The organism is Friedmanniella luteola, from assembly GCF_900105065.1.
Classification (GTDB): Bacteria; Actinomycetota; Actinomycetes; order Propionibacteriales; family Propionibacteriaceae; genus Microlunatus; species Microlunatus luteolus.
The window spans coordinates 3,345,724-3,367,745 of sequence record NZ_LT629749.1; the positions used below are offsets into that span (position 1 = coordinate 3,345,724).

22 protein-coding genes are annotated in these 22,022 nt (G+C 75.6%); 13 read left to right on the forward strand and 9 right to left on the reverse strand.

All coding sequences use genetic code 11. The annotated features are described in order from the left end of the window. The first annotated feature begins 14 nt into the window (after positions 1 to 14). On the forward strand, positions 15 to 866 hold the full coding sequence (locus BLT72_RS15770; protein ID WP_157720524.1) for a DNA-3-methyladenine glycosylase family protein: 852 nt from the start codon (positions 15 to 17) through the stop codon (positions 864 to 866). A gap of 195 nt (positions 867 to 1,061) precedes the next feature. On the opposite strand, the gene BLT72_RS15775 is transcribed toward BLT72_RS15770, so the two are convergent. Together BLT72_RS15775 and BLT72_RS15780 are read right to left on the reverse strand one after the other, a co-directional pair. Then, entirely contained in the window at positions 1,062 to 1,454 is a 393-nt protein-coding gene (locus tag BLT72_RS15775; protein WP_091417635.1) for a DUF5130 family protein, read from the reverse strand. After that, positions 1,441 to 1,833 carry a hypothetical protein gene (locus tag BLT72_RS15780; protein WP_157720525.1) on the reverse strand — a complete coding sequence of 131 codons (393 nt, stop codon included), beginning with the start codon at positions 1,831 to 1,833 and terminating at the stop codon, positions 1,441 to 1,443. The genes BLT72_RS15775 and BLT72_RS15780 overlap by 14 nt, the downstream gene beginning before the upstream one ends. A 115-nt stretch (positions 1,834 to 1,948) precedes the next feature. Between BLT72_RS15780 and pyrR the strand changes: the two genes are divergently transcribed. From pyrR to BLT72_RS23360, 5 genes are all read left to right on the forward strand, one after another. Next, positions 1,949 to 2,560 (forward strand): bifunctional pyr operon transcriptional regulator/uracil phosphoribosyltransferase PyrR, encoded by a 612-nt coding sequence (gene pyrR / locus BLT72_RS15785; RefSeq protein WP_157720526.1) that lies wholly within the window; start codon positions 1,949 to 1,951, stop codon positions 2,558 to 2,560. Continuing rightward, positions 2,560 to 3,519 carry an aspartate carbamoyltransferase catalytic subunit gene (locus tag BLT72_RS15790; protein WP_091413998.1) on the forward strand — a complete coding sequence of 320 codons (960 nt, stop codon included), beginning with the start codon at positions 2,560 to 2,562 and terminating at the stop codon, positions 3,517 to 3,519. The genes pyrR and BLT72_RS15790 overlap by 1 nt, the downstream gene beginning before the upstream one ends. Beyond that, entirely contained in the window at positions 3,519 to 4,793 is a 1,275-nt protein-coding gene (locus BLT72_RS15795; protein WP_091413999.1) for a dihydroorotase, read from the forward strand. The genes BLT72_RS15790 and BLT72_RS15795 overlap by 1 nt, the downstream gene beginning before the upstream one ends. 77 nt (positions 4,794 to 4,870) lie before the next feature. Beyond that, positions 4,871 to 6,151 carry a sensor domain-containing phosphodiesterase gene (locus BLT72_RS15800; protein WP_091414000.1) on the forward strand — a complete coding sequence of 427 codons (1,281 nt, stop codon included), beginning with the start codon at positions 4,871 to 4,873 and terminating at the stop codon, positions 6,149 to 6,151. Between the two features lie 102 nt (positions 6,152 to 6,253). After that, complete coding sequence (locus BLT72_RS23360) at positions 6,254 to 8,947, forward strand: patatin-like phospholipase family protein (protein ID WP_091414001.1); 2,694 nt, start codon at positions 6,254 to 6,256, stop codon at positions 8,945 to 8,947. A 26-nt stretch (positions 8,948 to 8,973) separates the two neighbouring features. On the opposite strand, the gene BLT72_RS15810 is transcribed toward BLT72_RS23360, so the two are convergent. Further along, positions 8,974 to 9,309, reverse strand: a complete 336-nt coding sequence (locus BLT72_RS15810) for a putative quinol monooxygenase (RefSeq protein ID WP_091414002.1) — start codon at positions 9,307 to 9,309, stop codon at positions 8,974 to 8,976. A 115-nt stretch (positions 9,310 to 9,424) separates the two neighbouring features. On the opposite strand from BLT72_RS15810, the gene BLT72_RS15815 reads away from it, so the two are divergent. After that, positions 9,425 to 10,234 (forward strand): DNA-formamidopyrimidine glycosylase family protein, encoded by an 810-nt coding sequence (locus tag BLT72_RS15815; RefSeq protein ID WP_091414003.1) that lies wholly within the window; start codon positions 9,425 to 9,427, stop codon positions 10,232 to 10,234. A gap of 26 nt (positions 10,235 to 10,260) precedes the next feature. Continuing rightward, positions 10,261 to 10,974, forward strand: a complete 714-nt coding sequence (locus BLT72_RS22795; protein ID WP_197677063.1) for a DUF5701 family protein — start codon at positions 10,261 to 10,263, stop codon at positions 10,972 to 10,974. A 319-nt stretch (positions 10,975 to 11,293) separates the two neighbouring features. Here BLT72_RS22795 and BLT72_RS15825 read toward each other — a convergent pair whose 3' ends face one another. Next, positions 11,294 to 12,280: a DMT family transporter gene (locus BLT72_RS15825; RefSeq protein ID WP_231930088.1), complete on the reverse strand. Its 987-nt coding sequence runs from the start codon at positions 12,278 to 12,280 to the stop codon at positions 11,294 to 11,296. 53 nt (positions 12,281 to 12,333) lie between these two features. Between BLT72_RS15825 and BLT72_RS15830 the strand changes: the two genes are divergently transcribed. Then, a complete protein-coding gene (locus tag BLT72_RS15830) occupies positions 12,334 to 12,960 on the forward strand; it encodes a mechanosensitive ion channel family protein (RefSeq protein ID WP_091414004.1) in 627 nt (208 codons plus the stop codon). 167 nt (positions 12,961 to 13,127) lie between these two features. On the opposite strand, the gene BLT72_RS15835 is transcribed toward BLT72_RS15830, so the two are convergent. Further along, positions 13,128 to 13,559 (reverse strand): OsmC family peroxiredoxin, encoded by a 432-nt coding sequence (locus BLT72_RS15835; protein ID WP_091414005.1) that lies wholly within the window; start codon positions 13,557 to 13,559, stop codon positions 13,128 to 13,130. A 131-nt stretch (positions 13,560 to 13,690) separates the two neighbouring features. On the opposite strand from BLT72_RS15835, the gene BLT72_RS15840 reads away from it, so the two are divergent. Next, entirely contained in the window at positions 13,691 to 14,122 is a 432-nt protein-coding gene (locus tag BLT72_RS15840) for a globin (RefSeq protein ID WP_091414006.1), read from the forward strand. Between the two features lie 61 nt (positions 14,123 to 14,183). Here BLT72_RS15840 and BLT72_RS15845 read toward each other — a convergent pair whose 3' ends face one another. Continuing rightward, entirely contained in the window at positions 14,184 to 15,233 is a 1,050-nt protein-coding gene (locus BLT72_RS15845) for an NAD(P)-dependent alcohol dehydrogenase (protein ID WP_091414007.1), read from the reverse strand. A 10-nt stretch (positions 15,234 to 15,243) separates the two neighbouring features. Then, a complete protein-coding gene (locus BLT72_RS15850) occupies positions 15,244 to 16,083 on the reverse strand; it encodes an acyl-CoA thioesterase (protein WP_157720527.1) in 840 nt (279 codons plus the stop codon). A gap of 146 nt (positions 16,084 to 16,229) precedes the next feature. Here BLT72_RS15850 and BLT72_RS15855 point away from each other — a divergent pair, with 146 nt between their 5' ends. Beyond that, positions 16,230 to 17,258: an SGNH/GDSL hydrolase family protein gene (locus BLT72_RS15855; protein WP_157720528.1), complete on the forward strand. Its 1,029-nt coding sequence runs from the start codon at positions 16,230 to 16,232 to the stop codon at positions 17,256 to 17,258. A 20-nt stretch (positions 17,259 to 17,278) separates the two neighbouring features. On the opposite strand, the gene BLT72_RS15860 is transcribed toward BLT72_RS15855, so the two are convergent. Beyond that, positions 17,279 to 18,115, reverse strand: coding sequence for a helix-turn-helix transcriptional regulator (locus BLT72_RS15860; protein WP_091414009.1), 837 nt, complete (start codon positions 18,113 to 18,115; stop codon positions 17,279 to 17,281). A gap of 139 nt (positions 18,116 to 18,254) precedes the next feature. Between BLT72_RS15860 and BLT72_RS15865 the strand changes: the two genes are divergently transcribed. Beyond that, a complete protein-coding gene (locus tag BLT72_RS15865) occupies positions 18,255 to 19,001 on the forward strand; it encodes an SDR family oxidoreductase (RefSeq protein ID WP_091414010.1) in 747 nt (248 codons plus the stop codon). A gap of 107 nt (positions 19,002 to 19,108) precedes the next feature. Continuing rightward, the gene (locus tag BLT72_RS15870) at positions 19,109 to 19,999 is read left to right on the forward strand and encodes a glycosyltransferase family 2 protein (RefSeq protein WP_091414011.1); all 891 of its coding nucleotides are present in this window, start codon (positions 19,109 to 19,111) and stop codon (positions 19,997 to 19,999) included. 106 nt (positions 20,000 to 20,105) lie between these two features. Here the strand turns inward: BLT72_RS15870 and BLT72_RS15875 are convergent, their stop codons facing one another. After that, positions 20,106 to 21,914 (reverse strand): AMP-dependent synthetase/ligase, encoded by a 1,809-nt coding sequence (locus BLT72_RS15875; protein WP_091414012.1) that lies wholly within the window; start codon positions 21,912 to 21,914, stop codon positions 20,106 to 20,108. Positions 21,915 to 22,022: the final 108 nt, after the last annotated feature.

The following is a 22,022-nucleotide window of genomic DNA, read 5'->3' on the forward strand; positions in this document are numbered from 1 at the left end:
ACCGGTACCGGGCGGTGGCCGTCGGGGTCCCCGCCCCCTTCGCCGGCGGCGCCCTGCTGGACTTCCTGCTCCGGCACGCGGTGGCCGGGGTGGAGGACGGCGGTGTCGCGCCCGACGGCTCCGTGCACTACGCCCGGACGCTCGGCCTGGCGCACGGTCCGGCGACCCTGGACCTCCGCTGGGCCGACGGCCGGCTGGCGCTGGCGGTCGACGCGGACCCCCGCGACCACGCCGAGGCGGTCCGTCGCGTCGAGCAGCTGGTCGACGCCGCGGCCGAGCCGGCCGTCGTCGACGCCCACCTGGCCCGCGACCCGGCGCTCGCCGGCCTGGTCGCGGCCACCCCGGGGCTGCGGGTGCCGGGCGTCCTCGACCCGGCGGAGATGCTGGTCCGCACGCTGATCGGGCAGCAGATCTCGCTGGCCGCGGCCCGGACGCACGGTGCGGCGCTGAGCGGACGCCTCGGGTCGGCCCTGCCGGCGGGGCGGCCGGGCCTGGACCGCCTCTTCCCCACCCCGGCGCAGTTCGCCGCGGTCGACCCGACGACGCTGCCGATGCCGCGGGCGCGCGGCCGGGCGCTGGTCGGGGTCGCCGAGCGGCTCCTCGACGGCCGGCTGGTGCTGGATCCCGCCCTCGACCCCGCCGAGGCCCGCGCCCAGCTGCTGGCCTGCCCGGGCATCGGCCCGTGGACCGCGGACTACGTGCTGATGCGGGTCTGGCACGCCCCCGACGTGCTGCTGGTCTCGGACCTCATCGTCGGCCGCGAGCTCGCCACCCTGGGCTCGGCCGACCCCGACGCCTGGTCGCCCTACCGCTCCTACGCGACCCTCCACCTCTGGCACGCCTTCCTGCAGCGCACGCCGGGCTGAGACCCCCGCGGCCCGGGCCGGTCGACGGCCCTGCGACGAGCTCAGGGAACGAGGAGCGGGTCGGAGCCCCCACGGCCGGCGCCCTGCACCCCGCGAGTGCGCGGGGACGCGACCACCGGGGCTCTCGCGGGTCGAGGGAACGCGCAGGCGACGTCGACCCTGCGGCCTGAGCCTGTCGAAGGCCGGCGGGCGGGCTCAGGAGAGGCGGGAGGTGTGCAGCGTCTCCGGGTGCCGGGCGGACTGGCCCAGCTGCTGGACGCCGTTGACCAGTCCGCCGACGACGTCGCCGGCCAGGAAGGACGTCTGCATCGACACCGCGGCCAACCGGCAGTCGAAGTCGTCCAGCACGCGCCGGGCGTCGCGGCCCGTGACGATCTCCAGGGCCCGGCCGGCCGGGTCGCAGAACACCAGGACCGCGTCGTCGGCGTCGCTCAGGGCGGCGTGCAACCGCTCTGCGTGCCGGCGCACCGGGATCTCGCCCGGCCCGACGTAGACGGAGAAGGTGAGGCCGGAGAGCTGTTCCGCGACCTCGACGGCGCGCTGCAGGCGGCGCTTCTCGACGTGGTCGAGGACCTCACCAGCGGGCACCGGCGCCACCCGTCGTCGCCTCGTCGTCCCGCTGCGCACGCCGGGCCTGGCCGAGCTGCTCGTCCTGGCCGTCGCGCTCGTCCTGCTCGCGCGCGTCCCGCTCGGCCCGGTCGGTGACGGCGCGGTGGCCGGCCTCGATCGAGTCGCGGGCGTCCTGGCTCTGGATGGACGGCTCGACCCGCTCGCCGTTGACCCAGATCGGCTGGTTGGCCACGCCGGGCGTGCCCACGTTGCCCTTGACGGCGTGGTGGACCCGTGAGAGGACGGCGATGACGGCGATGACCAGCAGCGGCGCCCCCACCAGCAGCCCCAGCACCTGGAGGACCGAGGGGCTGGGCGCCTCGGGCCAACCGGGCAGGGTGTCCAGAGGCACTAGCATGCTCAGGAGCTGATTCACCCTCCTACCGTAGCGGGAGGGCCAGCCCCGCCGAGCACACCTGCGGTCGTTGCGGGCGGGAAGACCCCGAGCACGGTGCCTGAGGAGGATCACGTCGGTGGCTGAGCCCGCTGCGACCGCGTCACGCCTGGTCCTGGACGCCGACCAGATCGCCCGGACCTGCGCCCGGATGGCCCACCAGGTGCTGGAGGCCAACCGTGGCGCCGAGGGCCTGCTCGTGCTCGGCATCCCCACCCGCGGCGTCCCGCTGGCCGAGCGGCTGGCCCGGGCGATGGCCGACGTCGAGGGCGTGGCCATCCCCGTCGGCGCCCTCGACATCACCCTCTACCGCGACGACCTGCGCCGTCACCCCACCCGCGCGGTCGGCCGCAGCCGGCTGCCGGTCAGCGTCGACGACGCCGTCGTCGTGCTGGTCGACGACGTGCTCTTCTCGGGCCGGACCGTCCGGGCCGCCCTCGACGCGCTGGGCGACCTCGGCCGCCCGCGGGCCGTCCGGCTCGCGGTGCTGGTGGACCGCGGCCACCGCGAGCTGCCGATCCGCGCCGACCACGTGGGCAAGAACCTGCCCACCCGGGCCGACGAGCGCGTCAGCGTCCGTCTCGAGGAGACCGACGGCGTCAACGAGGTCACCATCTCCCCCGGCACCGACGGCGGGGCCGACGGTGCCGGCGCCCACCTCAGCACGCCCGACGACGAGGGGACCCGCTGATGCGGCACCTGCTGTCCGCCGCCGACCTGAGCCTGGCCGAGACGACCGACGTGCTGGACCTGGCCGAGGAGATGGCCCAGGTGCAGGCCCGGCCGGTGAAGAAGCTGCCGGCGCTGCGCGGCCGGACCGTCGTCAACCTCTTCTTCGAGGACTCCACCCGTACCCGCTCCTCCTTCGAGCTGGCCGGCAAGTGGCTCTCCGCCGACGTGATCAACATCAGCGCCAAGGGGTCGTCCGCCTCCAAGGGCGAGTCGCTCCGCGACACCGTGCTCACCGTCGCCGCCCTGGGCGTCGACGCCCTGGTGATCCGGCACGGCGCGTCCGGGGCGCCGGGCCAGGCCGCTCAGTGGGTCGACGCGCACGTCGTCAACGCCGGTGACGGCACCCACGAGCACCCCACGCAGGCCCTGCTGGACGCGTTCACGCTGCGCCGGCACTTCCGCAGCACCGAGCCCGGGCTGGACACCTTCGCCGGCAAGCACGTCGTCATCGCGGGCGACGTCACCCACTCCCGGGTGGCGCGCAGCAACGTGCTGCTGCTGCAGACCCTCGGCGCGGACGTCACCCTGGTCGCGCCGCCGACGCTGATGCCGTCCGGCGTGGAGAGCTGGCCGGTCACCACCAGCACCGACTTCGACGCCGTCCTGCCCGAGGCGGACGCGGTGATGATGCTGCGCGTGCAGCGGGAGCGGATGTCGGGCGGCTACTTCCCCACCCCGCGCGAGTACACCGTCGGCTACGGCCTCACCCGGGCGCGGCTCGCCACCATGAGGCCGGGCTCGGCGATCTGCCACCCGGGGCCGATGAACCGCGGGCTGGAGATCTCCGCCGACGCGGCGGACGCGGCCAGCTCCCTGGTCCTGGACCAGGTGGCGGCCGGTGTCGCCGTCCGGATGAGCGTGCTGTACCAGCTGCTGGGCGGCGAGGACGCCCCGGCGACCCCTCGAGGAGACCTCTGATGCCCGACGTGCTGGTCACCGGCGCCGACCTGCTCGGTGCCGGCCGCGCCGACCTGCTGCTGCGTGACGGCCGGTTCGCCGACCCCGCCACCGCCGGCCCGGACGCCGAGCGGGTGGACGCCGACGGCCTGGTCGCGCTGCCGGGCCTCGTCGACCTGCACACGCACCTGCGCGAGCCGGGCCGCGAGGACGCGGAGACCGTCGCCACCGGCACCGACGCCGCGGCCCGCGGCGGCTTCACCGCGGTGCTGGCCATGGCGAACACCAACCCGGTCACCGACACCGCCGAGGCGGCCGAGCACGTCGCCGCCCTCGGCCGGCGCGAGGGGCACGCCCAGGTCGTGCCCGTCGGCGCCATCAGCAAGGGCCTCGCCGGGGCCGAGCTGGCCGAGCTGGGGCTGATGGCCCGCTCCGCCGCGGGCGTCCGGGTCTTCTCCGACGACGGCCACTGCGTCACCGACGCCCGGCTGATGCGGCGGGCGCTGGAGTACGTCCGCGCCTTCGACGGCGTCATCGCCCAGCACGCGCAGGACCCGCGGCTGGCCGGCCCGGACGCCTGCTGCCACGAGGGCGAGCTGTCCGGGCGGCTCGGTCTGCCCGGCTGGCCCGCCGTCGCCGAGTCCACCGTCGTCGCCCGCGACGTGCAGCTGGCCCAGCTGACCCGCTCGCGGCTGCACGTCTGCCACGTCTCGACGGCCGAGACCGTCGACGTGCTCCGCTGGGCCAAGGCCCGCGGGGTCGACGTCACGGCCGAGGTCGCCCCCCACCACCTGCTGCTGACCACCGACGAGCTGGCCGGCTACGACCCGACCTACAAGGTGAACCCGCCGCTGCGCCCCGACGAGCACGTGGTCGCGCTGCGCGACGCCCTGGCCGACGGGACCGTCGACGTCGTCGCCACCGACCACGCCCCGCACGCCCGGCACGACAAGGAGCACGCCTTCGCCGACGCGGCACCGGGCATGCTGGGGCTGGAGACGGCGCTCGCGGTGGTCCTCGAGACGATGGTGCTGCCCGGCCGGCTGGGCTGGGCGGAGGTCGCGGCGCGGATGTCGACCGTCCCGGCGCGGATCGCCCGGCTGAGCGGGCAGGGCCGGCCGCTGGCCCTCGGGGAGCCGGCCAACCTGACGCTGGTCGACCCGGCCGCCCGTGCCGTCGTCGACGGGGCCGCCTCGGCCTCGCTGTCCCGGAACAACCCGTGGCACGGGCGGGACCTGCCGGACCCCGTCGTGGCCACCTTCTGGGCCGGGCGCGCCACCTACCGCCGGACTTGAGCGCGCTGGCGCCGCCGGTGACGGCGACCGCCTAGGCTGAGAGCCCTCGGGATCGTCGCCAGTCCTGGAGGACCCCGATGACCGCGCTGCTCGGCACCGACGACCCGGCCACCTCGCTGGCCGTCCTGCAGCGGGTGCTGGACGAGGGCGCCGTGCGCTCGGTGTACCAGCCCCTCGTGGAGCTCACCACCGGCCGGCTCGTCGGCTACGAGGCGCTGGCCCGGGGGCCCGTCGGCCCGCTGGAGCGCCCCGACCACCTCTTCGCCGCCGCCCGCCGGCACGGCCTGCTGGCCGAGCTGGACGCCGCCTGCCGGCTGGCCGCGGTGCGCGGCGGCGTCGATCACGGGCTGGTCGCGCCGCTCACCCTGTTCGTCAACGTCGAGCCCGAGGTGCTGGAACGGGCCCCGCTGGCCGACCTCGTGGCGCTGGCGGAGCGGGCGCCCGGCGACCTGCGGTTGGTGCTCGAGATCACCGAGCGGGCCCTCACCGCCCGCCCCGCCGAGCTGCTGAAGACGGTGCAGCGCGTCCGCGAGCTGGGCTGGGGCGTCGCCCTGGACGACGTCGGGGCCGAGTCGGCGTCGCTGGCGTTCCTCGAGGTGGTCCGGCCCGACGTCGTCAAGCTGGACCTCCGGCTGGTGCAGCAGCGACCGGACCGGGCCGTCGCCGAGATCATGAACGCCGTGAACGCCTACGCGGAGCGGAGCGGCGCCCTGCTGCTCGCCGAGGGCATCGAGACCGAGCAGCACCGGCGGGCCGCGGAGGCGCTCGGGGCGACGCTCGGCCAGGGCTGGCTGTTCGGCCGGGGCACGGAGCGGCCCACCGGCCCGGGCGGGGTGGACGTCCGCCCGCTGGCGCTGCCCGCCGCGGCGCCGGTCGCCGCCGACGAGCCCGCCGTCACGCCCTTCGACCTGCTCCCGGCCGGCACCGTCCTGCGCCGCTCGACCAAGCGGCTGCTGGTGCAGCTGAGCATCCAGCTGGAGCGCGAGGCCCGCCGGCTGGGTGAGACGTGCGTGGTGGCGGCCACCTTCCAGCACCGCCGGCAGTTCACGCCCGACACCGCCCGGCGCTACGCCGCGCTGGCCCGCGAGACCGCCTTCGTCTGCGCCCTCGGCGACGGGCTGGCGACCGAGCCGGCCCCCGGCGTGCGGGGCGCCACGCTCGACCCCGGCGACCCGCTGCGCGACGAGTGGGACGTCACCGTGCTGAGCCCGCACTTCAGCGCCGCCCTGCTGGCCCGGGACCTGCACACCGACGGCCCGGACGACGAGCGGGAGTTCGAGTACGCCCTCACCTACCGCCGGGACACGGTCGTGGCCGCCACCTTGGCCCTGCTGGGCCGGGTCGCCCCCCAGGGCTGACCGGTCACCTGCTGAGCACGGCCGGTCCGACCGGTATCCCCGGCGGCGTCGACGTGCTCTGCTGGGGGGAGGCCACGGGGGTGGTCGGGCGGGAGCGGTCCGATGGCGGTCATGACGGGGACGGCGGCGCTGGCGGAGCTGCGCCGGCTGCTGGACGAGGGGCACCCGGACCAGCCGTTCGCCGAGGCCCCGCTGCCGCCCGGCCACGACCGGGAGCAGCCGCCGGGCTGGCTGTGGGCGACGGGGCCGGTGCGGCCCGGGCTGCGGGACCCGGCCGCCTACACGGCGACGCTGCACGCCGACCCGGTGCTCCGCCCCGTGCTGCACCTCTCCCCCGCGGAGGCCCTGGCCGCGGTCGGTCCCGGGTCGGGGAGCGCCACCCCCGCGCAGCAGGCCTACCTGCGCACGAGCATCGACGTGACGATGAAGGGCGGCACCACCAGTGGCGTGATCTACCCGCTGGCGCTCTGCGAGATCGCCCGCGACTTCCGGCTGCGCAACGTGGGCGGTGCCTCCGCCGGGGCGATCGCCGCCGCCTTCGCCGCCGCCGCGGAGGTGGGCCGCGCGACCGCCGACCTGCGCGACGAGCCCCCACCCCCGGCCCGGCCGGCCCCGTCGGCGGCCGCGGCCGGCCACGTCCGCCGTGGGTTCGCCGGGCTGGCGGACGTCATCGCCTGGCTGAGCCAGGTCGACGACCCGCCGGGCGCGCCCGACGAGCTGCGGACGGCCCAGCTCTTCAAGCCCAAGCGGGCGGCGCTGCCCCTGTTCCGGCTCGTCGCGGCGGTGATGCGCCGGCGGTCCTGGGCCCTGCCCCTGCTGGCCGCCACCAGCTTCGGCGCCGGCAACCGGGCGGTCTGCCTCGTCTTCCTGCTGGGACTGCCCGCCCTGCTCTCGGTCGGCACCTGGCTGGTGGAGGGCCCGCCGGCCCCCGACCCCGGCACCGCCTACCTGGTCGCCGCCGGCTGGCTGCTCGGGCTCACCCTCACCGTCTTCGGCCTGGCCGCGGCCCTGGTCTCCCGCACGCCGCCCCGTCGGGTGGCCGCGCCCGCCGCGCTGCGCGAGCCCCTGCCCCCTCCGCCGCGGCCCCCCGTGAACCGCAGCACCGCGCTGCTGCTGGGACTGGCCGCCGTCGGGCTGGTCGCGGTCGTCGGGCTCCCGCTGGCCTCGGACACCTGGCGGTGGCTGGGTCTGGCCCGCTCGGTGCTGGCCTGGCTGGCGGGCGCGCTGCTGGTGCTGGGCAGCGTCGCCGTCAGCGTGCTGGGCCTGCTGGGTCGGGCGAAGACCCACCGCTTCGGGCTCGTCGCCGGCAGCAGCACCCGCCCGGACGGGTCGGCCGACACCGGCTACCTGGACGGCCGTTTCGCGCGGCTGATGGGGATGCCTCGGGTGACGGTCCCGCTGAACCTCGTCGACTGGCTGGACCGCTGCCTGCGGGAGCTGGCCGGTACCTCGGAGGTGCTGCGCTTCGGCCACCTCTGGGACGCGCGCTACGCCGCGGCCGGCGAGCGGCCGGCCGCGCTGGCGGCGGCCCTCGACCGCGCCGGGGCGGAGCCGGACCACCGGATGGTCAACCTGGAGCTGATGGCCAGCGAGCTCGTCCACCGGGTGCCCTACCGCTTCCCGCTCCCGCCGGGCGGCGAGCAGCTCTACGTGTCGCGCGGCGAGCTCACCGGGGTGTTCCCGGCCGACGTCGTCGACGCCCTGACCGCCGGGCCGCCCCTGCGCGGTGGGCGGGACCTCGACTCCGGCGCCCTGCTGGGCGACCTGCACCCGCTGCCCGCCGCTGCCGACCTCCCGGTGGTCTTCGCCGTCCGGATCAGCCTGGCCTTCCCCGGCCTCTTCGAGGCCCTGCACCTCTACCGGGCGGCGGCGCCGGTGGCGGTGCGCGACGACTTCGGCGGGGCGCTGCGGCACACCGGCACCCGGCTCCGGTACCCCGCCGGGCCGGCCGACGGACCGGGCAGCACCTGGGTGCAGGAGCTGTGGTTCACCGACGGCGGGGTGACCTCGAACTTCCCCATCCACTTCTTCGACAGCGTGCTGCCGCGCTGGCCGACCGTCGGCATCAACCTCGGGGCCCACCCCCGCGGGTTCGGGCACCAGGACGTCTACCTGCCGAGCGACCAGCAGGCGTCCCACGGGGTGCCGGCCCCGATGGGAGCCGGCCTGCTCGGGTTCCTGGCGGCCGTGGTGGACACGGCCCGCACCTGGCGGGACACCGCCCAGACGTTCCTGCCCGCCTCGAAGGGCCGGGTGGCGTGGGTGCGGCAGCGACCCGACGAGGGTGGCTCCAACCTCTTCATGCCCCGCGACCGGATCGCGGCGCTGGCCCTGCGGGGCGCGGTGGCGGGGGCCCGGCTGCGCCGCCGCTTCGCCGCGGACGGCCAGTGGCAGCGGCACCAGTGGCTGCGGCTGCGGGCGGGTCTGGACAACCTCGCGCGGCTGCACGCCCGGGTGGAGGCGGCCCTCCGCGACCCGCAGTACGCGCAGTTCACCCGCGGCCGGGAGGCGGGTCGGGCGGCCGTCAGCCGGATGGTCGGGGCGCTCGCCGAGCAGGCGGACCCGACGCCCGCGGGTCCGGACCCGTACCGGCCGCCGGCCGACCCGCCGGCGTCCGCGGAGGTCGACGGGTCCGACCCGGCGCTCGCCTGGTACCTGCCGGCGGTCGACGACGGGTTCTGGCCCGCGGCCGGGCAGCTGCTCGGCTGCTACGGCGCGCCGCTGGGCGACGCGGGCACGCTCACCGCGCAGGCACCGGCGCCCGCGGCGTCCCTGCGCCAGGTGCCGCCCAACTAGGCCGGCCGCGGGCGGGCACGGGCGGGCTAGAGGAGGCCCTGCTCGGCGGTGCCGGCGGGGATCGGGGTCATCCGCAGGACCTGCGGCGGGGCGACGGTGAGGCCCGCTGTGAGCTCCTGCAGGCGGGCGACGGCCGGACCGTGGCCGTGGGCGTCCAGCAGGTCGACGCTGGTCCACTTCTCGAGCATGTAGATCTGGTCGTCGGGGGCGTCGTGGATCGCGTACAGCTCGCAGCCCGCCTCGGCGTGCACGCCGGGGATGGCCTCGACGAGGGCGGAGCGCAGGGCGTCCAGCTTCCCGGGGGCGGCGGTGAAGACGGCGACGACGACGACGGTCTCGGTGGCGGGGGTGGTGCTGGTCACGGCTGCGTTCCTTCGCTCGGTGGGTGCTCACCGTAGCCAGAGCGTGCCGGCCCCGGCACGGCCGCCCCGGTGGAGCGGGCACGCGGCCCCTTGGCCCGGCGAGGACAATGGCGCGGTGCCTGAAGGTGACAGCGTCTACCAGGTCGCCCGGAAGCTGGAGCCGGCCCTCGTCGGCCAGCCCCTGGTCCGCGGCGAGCTCCGGGTGCCGGCCCACGCCACCGACGACCTGGCCGGGCACACCGTCACCGGGATCGACACGCACGGCAAGCACCTGCTCACCCGGCTCGACTCGGGGCTGACGCTGCACACCCACCTGATGATGGACGGCTCCTGGACGGTCACCCGGCCGGGCCGGCGGCTGCCGCGGGACCTGCTGCCCGACGTCCGGGTGCTGCTCGAGACCCGCGCCGGTTCGACGGCCTACGGGATCTCCATGCCCGTCGTCGAGCTGGTCCGCACCACCGACGAGCACGGGGTGGTCGGCCACCTCGGACCGGACCCGCTCCGCGCCGACTGGGACCCCGCCGAGGCCGCGGCCCGGCTGGCCGCCGACCCGGCCCGCCCGCTGGCCGCCGCCCTGCTCGACCAGCGCAACGTCGCCGGCCTCGGCAACCTCTGGGTGAACGAGCTCTGCTTCCTGCGCGGGCACAGCCCCTGGACCCCGGTCGGCGAGGTCGACCTGCCCGCGCTGCTGCGGCTCGCCGCCCGCGCGCTCAAGCACTCCGCCCTCGTGCCCGGCGCCTACCAGGTGACCACCGGGCACAGCCGCCGCGGCGAGGACCACTGGGTCGCCGGGCGCAGCGGCCAGCCCTGCCGACGCTGCCGCACCCCGGTCGAGGTCGCCGCCGAGGTCACCGGCGACCCGGAGCGGCGCCGCACCTGGTGGTGCCCCCGCTGCCAGCCCGGACCCGGACCTGATCGCTGACCCACCCGTCCACGAGGAGGAGCACGATGCCGCACGCCACCCTGGGAGCACCCGCCGGGACCGACCTGGACGCCGAGCTGGACCGGCAGCGGCAGCTGCTGCTGGACAGCGGCGCCGCGGACGACGCCCGGCTGGACGCCGACGCGCTGGCGGCGGCGCTGGACCGTCTCCGTCCCGCTCTGCGCGCCCTGCACCTGCCGGCGGCGACGACGTCCGCCGTGCCGTTCGTGCTCGTGCCCTCCAGCGGCGACCTGGCCCACGACCTGGCGGCGGCGGAGCGCCAGGTGCTCGACCTGCGGCTGGCCGGACGGAGCGACGTCGGGGTGCTGGACCGCAACCACGGCGAGGAGGGGCTCGCCCGCTACCGCCCCATCGCGGAGGTCGGTCCGCCGCCCGCCCGGCTCTGCGCGCTGGTCGGCGTCGAGCGCGGGGAGGAGTTCTGCGGGGTGCGGCCCGAGGAGGCGCTGCCCGTCCTGCTCGGCCGCGGTCGGACGCCGTTGACCATCGGCGACGGGATCGCCCTGGTCCGCGCCTTCCCCGCCGTGCTGGAGAAGAACCGCTGCTTCATGCTGTCGGGCTCCCGGCGCGGCGACCGGCGGGTGCCGGCGCTCTGGATCTCCGGCCGCAGCCCCAAGCTGGGCTGGTGCTGGGACGGCAACCCGCACAGCTGGCTCGGCGTGGCCAGCGCCGCAGCCCGGCTGCCGGGTCGACGGGCCGACCAGCCGCCCGGGACGGCGTGAGGGGGCGCTGCCGGGACGCGCTCCCCGACGCCGAGCGCAAGTACCAGTTCCGGTCCGTTCCCCGGGCCCGGGGAGGCGACGATGCTCGTGCTCGGGGGTGGGGATGACCGGGCCGGCACGGCGCAGGGCCGTCGCTCTGGTGGCCGCGCTGGGCCTGGTCGCCTGCACGCCGGTGGCGTCGTCCGTGCCCGCGCCGTCGGCTGGTGGTCGCCGAGGACCGGCAACCGGCCATCGCGGTCACCTGCCTGCACGAGGAGCTGGCCCGGCCGGGGCCGCGGGCCCCCTGCAGGACCTCTGGTCCGGGCAGGCCCGGTAGCCCTCAGGCCGCGGTCCCGGGAACGGGAGGACGTGTCGGCCGCCGGGCCAGGGACACCCCGACCAGGGAGATCACGCCGCCCGCGACGGCGAGCAGGGCCGGCACCTCCTCCAGGAACAGCCAGCCGAGGGCGATGGCGATCGGCGGCACGACGTAGGTCGTCACGCCGAGCCGGCCCGCGCTGGTGCGGCTGAGGGCGTAGGCCCAGGTCGAGAAGGCGAGCGCGGTGGGGACCGCGCCGAGGTAGAGCACGCCGAGCAGGGCCGACGTCGGCGCCTGCCGCACCTCGGTCACCAGCGTGGGCCCGAAGGGCAGGGTGGCGACGGTGCCCACCAGGCAGGCCAGCCAGGTGACCTGGAGCCCGGGCACCCGGCGCAGCACCACCTTCTGGGCCACCATGGCGACCGCGTAGACGACGGCGCTGAGCAGCACGAGCAGCACGCCGACGAGGTCGGCGTCCCCGGTGCTGGTGGCGACGCCGATCAGGAGCGTGCCGGCGAACGCGACCAGGCCGCCGACCACGAGCGCCCGCGGGAAGCCCTCTCCCAGCAGCAACCCGGCCAGCACGCCGATGAGGATGGGCGCGACCTGGATCAGCATCGCGGCCGTGCCTGCGTCCACGTGCTGCTCACCGGCGTTGAGGGCGACGTTGTAGACCCCGAACCAGGCCACGCCGATCAGGGCGACGAGACCCCAGTCCCGCCGGCCCAGCCGGACCCTGCGCCGCCCGGCCACCACCACGCTCAGCACGGCGCTGCCCACCAGCAGCCGGCCCAGCGTCAGCGAGCCCGGGGAGAACACGGGCCCGACGAACCGGATGACGACGAAGGCCGAGGCCCAGGCGAGCACGGTCGTGGTGACGGCGAGCAGCAGGCGCCAGTCGGGTGGGCCGTCCTGCACCGGGGCACGACCGCCGGCGTCGGCCCGCGAGGACGAGGGTGCGGCGGGAGGGGGCACGGCCCCACTCTGGCCGACGGTGTGGTTGCTCACCACCGCATTGTCGGTGCCGCCGCTGACAGTTCCGCGACCCTAGGCTGGCCGCCATGCCCACCTGGTTCCCCGACACCGCGGCCGAGGTCGCCGCCTTCGTCCCGCTGCGGATCGCGTTCCTGCTCCTGGTGGCGGTGGTCGCGCGGGTGGTGGTGCACCGGCTGGTCGACCGCGCCGTCCGGCAGTCCGTGGGCCGGGCCCCCGTCACCCGGTTCAAGGCGGCCCAGGTGCTGTTCGAGGCGCCGGACGCGGTGCCCCAGCGCCGGGACGCGCGGATCGGCGCGCTGGGCAGCCTGGCCAAGAGCCTCGTGACCTTCGTGGTCATCCTCGTCACGGGGCTGACCGTGCTGACCGAGCTGGGCTACCAGATCACGACGCTGGTGGCCGGCGCGTCGGTGGCCGGCGTGGCCGTGGCGTTCGGGGTGCAGAACATCATCAAGGACCTGATCTCCGGCGTGTTCATGCTGATCGAGGACCAGCTGGGCGTCGGCGACTGGGTCGACCTGGAGAAGGCCTCGGGCACGGTCGAGGCGATCGGGCTGCGGGTGACCTCGCTCCGCGACGACGACGGCACCGTCTGGTACGTGCGCAACGGCGAGGTGCTCCGGGTGGGCAACTACTCCCAGGGCGGTGCCGGCCGGCCGCCGGTGGTCGAGGAGCCGGCCACCCCTGCGCCCTGAGCCCGGACCCGCGCCCTGAGCCGACCCGCGCCCTGAGCCCGTCCGCGCCCTGAGCCCGACCCGCGCCCTGAGCCTGTCGAAGGGCCTCCGACAGGCTCGGGCGGCGGGCACGGGCTCGGGCGCCGGCCGGGGCCCGGGGGCGGACGCGGACCCCGGTGACAGGAGGATCAGGCCTCGACGAGGCTGGCCTCGAGGGTGATGGTGGTGCCGGTGAGCGCCTGCGAGACCGGGCAGTTCTTCTTGGCGTCCTGGGCCGCCTCCTCGAACTGGAGCGGCGTGAGGCCGGGGACGACGCCCTTGACCGTCAGCTTGATCCCGGTGATCCCCTCGCCGGCCTGGAAGGTCACGTCGGCGGTGGTGTCGATGGAGGTCGGCGCGTTCCCGGCCTGCGCGAGGCCGTGCGAGAGGGCCATCGAGAAGCAGGTGGAGTGGGCGGCGGCGATGAGCTCCTCGGGGCTGGTGCGGCCGTCGGACTCGTTGGCGCGCGAGGCCCAGTTGACCTCGAAGCTGCCGACGCCGGAGGTGACGAGCTCGACCTCGCCCTGACCCTCCATCAGCGAGCCTTCCCAGTGGGCCTCTGCGGTGCGGACGGTAGCCATGGCATCTCCTCGTGTGTGTCGGACCCGACCGACTCAGGTCGGGTGGGCGCGACTCATCCTGCCAGCCCGCCCGCGGCCACGGGCCGGCCGGCCAGGAAGTCGGGGTGGTCCGGTGGGGGATGATGGGGGCGATGACCGAGTCAGCACCGCCCCTGCAGACCTTCTACGACGCCGTCGGCGGGCACGAGACGTTCGTGGCCCTCGTCAAGCGCTTCTACGAGGGCGTCGCCGGCGACCCACCGCTGCGGGCGCTGTACCCCGAGGACGACCTCGGCCCGGCCGAGACCCGCTTCCGGATGTTCCTGGAGCAGTACTGGGGCGGCCCGACCACCTACAGCGAGCAGCGCGGCCACCCCCGGCTGCGGATGCGGCACATGCCGTTCGAGGTCACCCTCGACATGCGCGACCGCTGGCTGCGGCACATGCGGGACGCGGTCGACTCCCTCGACCACCTCACGCCGGCCCAGTCCCAGGAGCTCTGGAGCTACCTGGAGCGGGCGGCGTACTCGATGGTCAACCGGATGGACGGCCCCGCCGGCGCGGCCCGCGGCCTGCAGCTGTAGGCAACCGGTCGTGTGGTGGGTTCGGGGTCGACATCGACCCCGAACTCGCCACACGAACCGCTCAGAAGCGGGCGGTCCCCGGGTAGACGACCGGCTTCAAGCTGTGCGGGTCGGTCCGGGACGCCGTCAGCGCCGCCTCCACCTGCTCCAGCCCGAACTTGCCGGTGACCAGCCCGTCGAGGTCGACGAGACCGCTGGCCGCGAGCCCGATGGCGGCCGGGTAGCAGTTGGCGTAGCGGAAGACGCCGGTCACCTCGAGCTCCTTGATCTGGATGGTGGCCACCGGCAGCTGCATGTCCGGCGCCCCCATCCCGATCAGCACGATCCGCGCGGCCGGGGCGGCGACGCCGAAGGCCGCCTGCACCGCCGGCGTCGCGCCGCTGCACTCGAGGATGACGTCGACCGGCTCGACCTGCTGGTCCAGCGGGGCGGAGGCGACGTTGGCCACCTGGTTCGCGCCGCGCTGCCGGGCGACCTCGAGCCGCGTGTCGTTGGTGTCGCTGACCCCCACCCAGGACGCACCCCGGGCCCGGGCCACGTCGGCGCAGAGCAGGCCGACCGGTCCGGCCCCGGTGACGAGCACCCGGTCCCCCGGCTCGATGCGGGCCTTGCGAGCCGCCCAGACGGCCACCGAGAGGGGCTCGATCAGCGCCGCGGCCTCGTCGCTGATCTCGTCCGGCACGGGGTGGGCGCGCGAGGAGTCGAGGACGACGTACTGGGCGAAGGCTCCGTGGACGGGCGGGGTCGCGAAGAACTGGACCTGCGGGCAGAGGTTGTAGCGGCCCGCCAGGCACTGGGTGCAGCGGCCGCAGGTCTCCTGCGGCTCCATGGCCACCCGCTGGCCGACCGTCCGGTCGGTGACCTCGGCCCCCAGCGCGCGGATCGTGCCGGACGCCTCGTGGCCCAGGACCAGCGGCGCCTCGACGACGAAGTCGGCGATCCGGCCGTGCTCGTAGTAGTGCACGTCGGAACCGCAGATGCCGACGGCGGCGACCTCGATCAGCACCTGGTGGGGCCCGGGCTCCGGCACGGGCGCCGGCTCCACGGCGACCTCGTGCTCACGCAGCAGCAGGGATCGGGTCTGGTCGCTCGGCGCCGAGGTGGTGGTCATGATCGCCACCCTAGTGGTGCGGTGCCACGCCGACGGCCGCCCAGCGGGCCAGCGCCGCCCGCTGCGCCGGGGTGAGCGGCCGCTCCCCCACCACGACCGTGCGGGCGGTCGCGTGCAGCCCGCCGTCGCGCGAGTTCCGGATCTCGACGGCCAGGGTGAACGAGCGGGTCCCCACGGCGCTCACCGAGGTGACGACGTCGTACGGCTCCGGCTGCAGGTCCATCGACCGGCGATACTCCAGGTCCTGCCGCGCCACCACCCAGACGTCCTCCGGCTGCCAGTCGAGGGTGGCGTGCATCAGGACGATCCGCGCCTCCTGGACGTAGTCGAAGTACTTGACGTTGTTGACGTGGCCGTAGGAGTCGAGGTCGGACCAGCGCACGAGCAGCGGGTAGTGCGACGCCGGCTCGACGACGGCCGAACGGGTCAGGGGGCGGAGCGGCACCGGCGGCTCCAGCACCGCCTGGAGGGCGGCGCGCTCCCCCGGGTCCAGCCGCCGCAGCCCGCCGCCGGCCAGGTCGAAGGGGGTGGCCGCGGTGCGGGCACGCGCGGCCAGCACCTCGCCGTCCCAGACGTCGTAGGCGATGGTGAAGCGGCTCGCGCCGACGGTGTCGGCCCAGAGCTCGACCAGCAGCGGCTCCTCGCCGTAGCCGACCGGCGCGAGGTACTCCACCTGGTGGCTGACGACCAGCACCCCGGCCTGCAGCAGGTGGGCCATCTCGGGCGGGCCGGCCAGCAGCCAGTCGACCCGCGCCTCCTGGAGGTGGTCGAGGAAGGCGGCGTTGTTGACGTGCCCCTGCGCGTCCAGGTCGCCCCAGCGGATCGGGCTGCGGTAGCGGTGCCGGGTCACCGGGCCATGCTGCCAGACCCGGCCGGGGCGGCCCGACCCCAGCACCGCCCGGGCCCGGCTGGCTCGCTCTTGCGCGACGCGCCGGCCACGAGGATGCTGAGGCGCGCCGCGCCCCGTGCTCCTCACCGCTGACGAACGGATCTGCTGTGCCGCTGCCCGCATCCCACCCCACCCGCCGCACCCGCCCGCTCCGGGCCGTCGTCGCGACCGTCGCCCTGGCCCTGGCCGGCTCGGCCGTGGTGGCCGCACCGGCCCAGGCCGCCCCACCGAGGGCCGTCGCCCTGGGGGACTCCTTCGCCTCGGGCGAGGGTCTGGCCCCCTACCGGGCCGGCACCGACACCGCCACCAACCGCTGCCACCGCTCGCCGCTGGCCTACCCAGAGCTGCTCGACGAGGGCCGGCGCCCCGCCGTCCGGAGGATCCGCTCGGTCGCCTGCTCGGGGGCGGTGACCGGCGACGTGGTCGCCGACCTGCGTCCGGGCGACGGCGTGCCGGCCCAGGTCACCGCGCTCAGCCGGCGCACCCGGACGGTGACCCTGACCGTCGGCGGCAACGACGTCGGCTTCGCCTCGGTGCTGGGGGCGTGCACCTACACCCCGGTCCCCGAGCTCCAGGCCGTGGTCCCGGGCCGTCCCGGGTGCCGTGAGCTGCTGGACGGCCGGGTCGCCGCGGCGACCGCCGGGCTGGCCGGCGCCGCCCCGACCGGGCCCGGCCGGCTGAGCCTGGCTCAGGTGCTCGTCGAGGTCCAGCGCAGGGCGCCGCGGGCGCAGGTGTACGTGACGGGCTACCCCCGGCTGTTCGGGCTCACCGGCTTCGACACCTACGGCTGCCGGGTGGGCTCGGTGCAGGCCGGGGCGGTGCAGGCCCCGCTGTACGTGAGCGGCGCGGACGTCCGCTGGATCCGGTCGAAGGCCGACGGCCTGAACGCCGCCCTGCGGACCGGGGTCGAGCAGGCCCGCCACCGCGGCGTGCGGGCCACCTTCGTCGACGTCGCCGACGCCTTCACCAGCCACAACGTCTGCGGCTCCGGCGCCCGCTGGCTCAACGGGGTGCTGCTCACGTCGACGACGCCGCTGCAGCCGGACCCGGCCACGTTCCACCCCAACGCCCGCGGCCAGCAGGCCTACGCCACCGCCGTGGCCGCGGCCATCAGGGGGCACCGGCCGCGCACCTGAGCACCGGCACCCGGGCGCGCTCAGGCGAAGGACTGCGAGCCGATCACCGAGAGCAGCTGCAGCTTGTCGTGGGTGGGCGTCCCGTTCGCGGCGGTGAGGACCAGCAGCACCTGGGCCTGGTTCTCGGTGAACAGCGCCTGGCAGTCGAGCTCGAGCTCCCCGAGCTCGGGGTGCACCAGCGTCTTGTGGTCGTCGAAGCGGACCGACACCTCGTGGCGCTCCCAGACCTCGGCGAACTCCGGGCTGGTCGCCAGCAGCCGGCGCACCAGCTCGGCGGCCCGCCGGTCCGGCCCCCCGCGGCTGAGGGCGGCCCGCAGCCCGGCCGCCTGGAGGCGGCTCTGGTGCGCGTGGTCGGCCTCGGGGTAGAGCCGCCGTTCGTCCGGGTCGGTGAACCAGCGGTGGTAGCCGCTCCGCGCCAGGCCGGTGTGGCGGCTGTGGTCGCCCAGCAGGGCCGCGGCCATCCGGTTCTGCACCAGGGTGTCCGCGAGGTCGGAGAGCACCAGGGCGGGGGTGTCCTCCAGCCGGTCGAGCACCCTCAGCAGCGCCGGGCTGACGTGCTCGCCGCGGCGCACCCGCGCGGGCGCGTTCTCCCCGGCGAGCCGGACGAGGTGGTCGCGCTCGTCGAGCGTGAGCCGCAGCGCCCGGGCCAGCGCCGCGAGCAGCTGACCCGACGGCTGCGGACCGCGGCGCTGCTCCAGGCGGGCGTAGTAGTCGGTCGACATCCCCGCCAGCCCGGCGACCTCCTCGCGCCGCAGCCCCGGCGCCCGCCGCCGCGCGCCCTCGGGGAGGCCCACGTCGCCGGGCCGCAACGTCTCGCGCCGACGTCGCAGGAAGTCCGCCAGCCCGTCCCGGTCCACGCCGCCAGTCTGGTGCCGATCCCGACGCCGGACCAGGGAGTGCCGGTCCCTGGATGAGCGCTCCCCTTGTCCCGCGTCGCGGGCCGCCGGAGAGTCGGTGCCGAGCAGCCGCTCACCGCCCCGACCCGAAGGACGACGCATGCGCACCACCGGCAACACCCTGTTCATCCCCGGCGCCACCTCCGGCATCGGCCTCGGCCTCGCCCGGCGCTTCGCCGACGCGGGCAACACCGTGGTCGTCGGGGGCCGGCGGCGCGCCCAGCTCGACGCCGTGGTGGCCGAGGACCCGCGGCTGGCCGCCGTCGAGATCGACGTCACCGACCCGGCGTCGGTGGCCAGCGCCGCCGCCGAGGTGACCAGGCGGTTCCCGGCGGTCGACGGCCTGGTCATCATGGCCGGGATCATGCAGACCGAGGACCTGACCTCACCCGACTTCCTGGCCACCGCCGAGCGGACCGTGGCCACCAACCTGCTCGGCCCGCTCCGGCTGCTCAGCCACTTCGTGCCCGTGCTCAGCCGGCAGCCGACGGCCACGGTGATGACCGTCTCCTCCGGCCTGGCCTTCGTGCCCCTGCCCGGGACGCCCACCTACAGCGCGACCAAGGCGGCCGTGCACTCCCTCACCGAGAGCCTGCGCGTCCAGCTGGCCGGGACCGGCGTCGCCGTCGTCGAGCTGGTGCCGCCCGCGGTGCAGACGGGCCTGATGGACCGGCTCGCCGAGGACCCGACCGCCATGCCGCTCGAGGCGTTCCTCGACGAGGTGATGGCGATCCTGGCCGACCAGCCGGACGTCGAGCAGGTGCTGGTCGAGCGCGTGAAGCCGTTGCGCTTCGCGGAGGTCGACGGCCACTACCCGGCGGTGCTCGCCCGGCTCAGCGGCCGCTGACCCGGCCGGCGTCGCGCTCCCCCGTCGCCGCGGCGGTTTGGGCCCGGGCGGAAGAGGTACCGCCCCCCTGGAGGGGCCGCCGGGCCCCAGCGCGGGAGGGGCTGGGCATGTCGACCTCAGGACCCGAGCCGTCCCGGCGCTGGTCGGGCGACTGGTCGCGTCCGGTCGTGCCGCAGCGCCCGGTCGTCGACGTGCTCGTGCCGACGTTCGACCGGCCGGCCGAGCTCGCCGTGACGCTCGCCGGCCTGGCGGCGCAGGACGACCCGCCCTTCCGGGTGACGATCAGCGACCAGTCCGACGACGGCTCCGCGCACCACGCCCCGGCCGTGGAGGCCATGGTCCGCGTGCTGCGCGCGCAGGGCCGCGAGGTGCGGGTGGTCCAGCACCTCCCCCGCCGGGGGCTGGCCGAGCACCGCCAGTTCCTGCTGGACTCCTCCGCCGCCGAGCAGGTGCTGTTCCTCGACGACGACGTGTGGCTGGAGCCCGGCACGCTGGCCCGGCTGTCCGACGCGCTGGAGCGGCTCGGCTGCGGCTTCGTCGGCACCGCGCCGATGGGCCTCAGCTTCCTCGACGACCGGCGACCGCACCAGCAGACCCCGTTCGAGCCCTGGGAGGGCCCCGTGCAGCCCGAGCGGCTGCGCGACGACAGCCCCGAGATCGCCCGGGCCTCGCTGCACGGCGCCGCCAACCTCGTGCACGTGGCCGAGCGCGTCCCGGTGCCCCGGGAGGGCTGGCTGCCCTACAAGATCGCCTGGATCGGGGCCTGCACGCTGTTCCGCCGCTCGGCCCTGGTGGAGTCGGGCGGCTTCGACTTCTGGCACCTCCTGCCCCCCGCGCACGCCGGGGAGGACGTCGCCGCGCAGTGGCGGGTGATGGAGCGCCGGGGCGCGGCCGGTCTGCTGCCCAGCGGGGCGGTGCACCTGGAAGCCCCGACGACGGTGCCCGACCGCACCGTCGAGGCGCGCTCGGTCATCTTCACCGAGGCGGGCGGGTCCTAGTCCGGCCCACCGCTCCCTGACCGGCCACCGCTCCCTGAGCCTGTCGAAGGGCTTGACAGGCTCAGGCCACGAGGACCGGCCCGGGCCAGGGGGTCCCGGGGCGGGCTCAGACCTTGTCGTACATGCTCTCCAGCAGGTCGTGGTACTTCCCCTCGACGGCCTTGCGCCGGATCTTCATGCTGGGCGTGACCTCGCCCCCGTCGACGCTGAGCTCGTCGGGCAGGATCTCGAACTTCTTGATCGTCTCCCACCGCTCGAGCCGCTTGTTCGCCGTCGCGACGTAGCCCTCGACCATCTCCCGCACCTGCGGGTGCTGCGCCAGGTCCTGGCCGTCGCCGTGCTCGACCCCGTGCTCGGACGCCCAGCCCTCGAGCGCCTCGGGGTCGAGCGTGATCAGCGCGGTGATGTACTTGCGGCCCTCGCCGTGCACCAGCACCTGGCTGAAGTAGGGGCAGGCCGCCTTGAGCGTGCCCTCCACCTTCTGCGGCGCGACGTACTTGCCGCCGGAGGTCTTGATCAGGTCCTTCTTGCGGTCGGTGATCCGCAGGTAGCCATGATCATCCAGCTCACCGATGTCGCCGGTGGCGAACCAGTCGCCGTGCAGCACCTCGGCGGTGGCCTCGTCGAGGTGGTGGTAGCCGCGCATCACCGCCGCGCCCTTGATCATGATCTCGCCGTCGTCCGCGATCTTGACCTCGGTGCCCGGCAGAGGCGGGCCGACGGTGCCGAAGCGCGTCGCGCGGGGGTTGTTGACGCAGGTGGCGGCCCCGGTCTCGGTGAGCCCGTAGCCCTCGAGGATCAGCAGGCCGGCGGCGTAGAACCACTCCTGCACCTCCCGGTTCAGCGATGCCGACCCGGAGACGAAGAACCTGATCTTGCCGCCCATCCGGGCCTTGATCTTGCTGAACACCAGCCGGTCGGCCAGCGCGTACTGGACCGCGAGCAGCCCGGTCGGCTTCTTCCCGGCCAGCCGGACCGGGGTGGTCCGCCGGCCGACCGCGAAGGCCCAGTCGAAGATCTTCGCCTTGGCGCCGGAGCTGGCCGAGGTCATCACCTTGGCCCGGACCTTCTCGAAGATGCGCGGGGCGCCGGCCATGAAGGTGGGCTGCACCACCCCGAGGTTCTCGACGATCCGCTCGATGTTGCCGTCGACCGCCGTGGCGAAGCCGAGCCGCAGCTGGGCGGCGATGAGCACCTTGCCGAAGACGTGGCTGAGCGGCAGCCACAGGTACTGCAGGTCGTCCGCCTCGATGATGTCGAACTCCTCGAGCGCAGCGCCGAGGTAGGTCCAGTTGTCTTGCACCAGCCGGACGCCCTTCGGCCGGCCGGTGGTGCCCGAGGTGTAGATGAGGGTGGCGAGGTGCTCCGGCCCGATCGGGGCGATGGCGTCGTCGACGGCGGAAGGGTGGTCGGCGAGGTGCGCGCGGCCGCGCTCGGCGAGGTCGTCCCAGCTGATCACCCGCTCGTGCGCCGGCGAGCCGTCGATCTGCACGATCGTCGTCAGCTCGGGCAGCTCGTCGAGGTGGTCGAGCACCTTCGACACCTGCAGCTCGTCCTCGGCGAAGACCACCTTCGACGCGGAGTCGGCCAGGATGTAGCTGACGTCCTCGTGCTGGGTGTTGGGGTAGACGGTGGTGGTCGCGCCACCCGCGCACATCACCGCGAGGTCGGCGAGGATCCACTCCACCCGGGTCCCGCTGTTGATCGCGACGCGGTCCTCGGGGCCGACGCCCAGGGCGAGCAGTCCGGCCGCCAGCGCGAACACCCGGTCCTGGGTCTGCTGCCAGGTCAGGGAGACCCACCGGTCACCGTCGAGGTACCGCAGGGCTTCCCGGCCGCCCTTGGCCCGGACCTGGTCGACCAGCATCGCTGCGACGCTGGGGTGACGGGAGGCCAGCAGCGCTGACTCGGTCATGGTGTTCCACCTCGCTGAGTTGGGCGCCCCCCGCGCACGCTCAGGATCGGGCCTGCCACGGTGAGGGCTTCCCCTGAGCGTATCGGGCCCGGCGGCGCACGCCGGCCC